Source organism: Mycobacterium scrofulaceum, from assembly GCF_001667885.1.
In the GTDB taxonomy this organism is placed as follows: Bacteria; Actinomycetota; Actinomycetes; order Mycobacteriales; family Mycobacteriaceae; genus Mycobacterium; species Mycobacterium scrofulaceum_C.
On record NZ_LZJW01000043.1, the window covers coordinates 1 to 661 of the forward strand.

Below are 661 nucleotides of genomic sequence, written 5' to 3' on the forward strand. Positions count from 1 at the left end.
TGTACTCGGCAGTCAGGTTGGTGACAGTCGGCTGATCGGGGGTTTACCTCCAATGGCTGAGTGGCGTCGTTGATTGTTGTAGTCCTCGAGCCAGGGGGCAAGGGCCGCGTTGCGGGCGTCGTTGGTGGTGAATACCTGTCGATAGGCCCACTCGGTCTGCAGCGTGCGGTTGTAGCGCTCGACCTTGCCGTTTTGCCAGGGGCAGTGCGGCTTGATGAACACGTGCTTGGCTCCGAGTGCGGCGATGACGGCGGCGACGGCGCTGGAACGTCGGTAGCTGAAGTGGTTGTCGGTGATGACCCGCTCGATGGTGGTGATGCCGCAGGCGGTGAAGTAGTTGGCGGCGCGGGCCAGGAACGCGCCGCACGTCGCGCCCTTCTCGTCGGGCAAGATCTCTGAATAGGCCAGCCGGGAATGATCATCGACGGCTGAATGCACGTAGTCGAACCCAATGCGTGCCTTCTTGTGGGCGGCGGTGTCGCCCATTTGCCGGCCGTGAGCCTTCCATCCGCCACCGTCGGGGATGCGGCCAATCTTCTTGACGTCCATATGGATCAGCTCTCCTGGGTGGGCCCGCTCGTAGCGGATCGCGGTTGTCTTGGAGGCTCGGATCACCGTGCCGGTCAGCGGATCACACTCCCGCAGATAGGGCATTTGGTGG

Annotated in this window: 1 protein-coding gene; it reads right to left on the reverse strand. The window is 63.1% G+C overall.

Features of this window, described 5'->3' with window-relative positions:
• Positions 1–12: 12 nt before the first annotated feature.
• Positions 13–661, reverse strand: a 649-nt coding sequence (locus A5681_RS05420) for an IS481 family transposase (RefSeq protein WP_067270213.1), incomplete at its 5' end; no start/stop codon positions are given.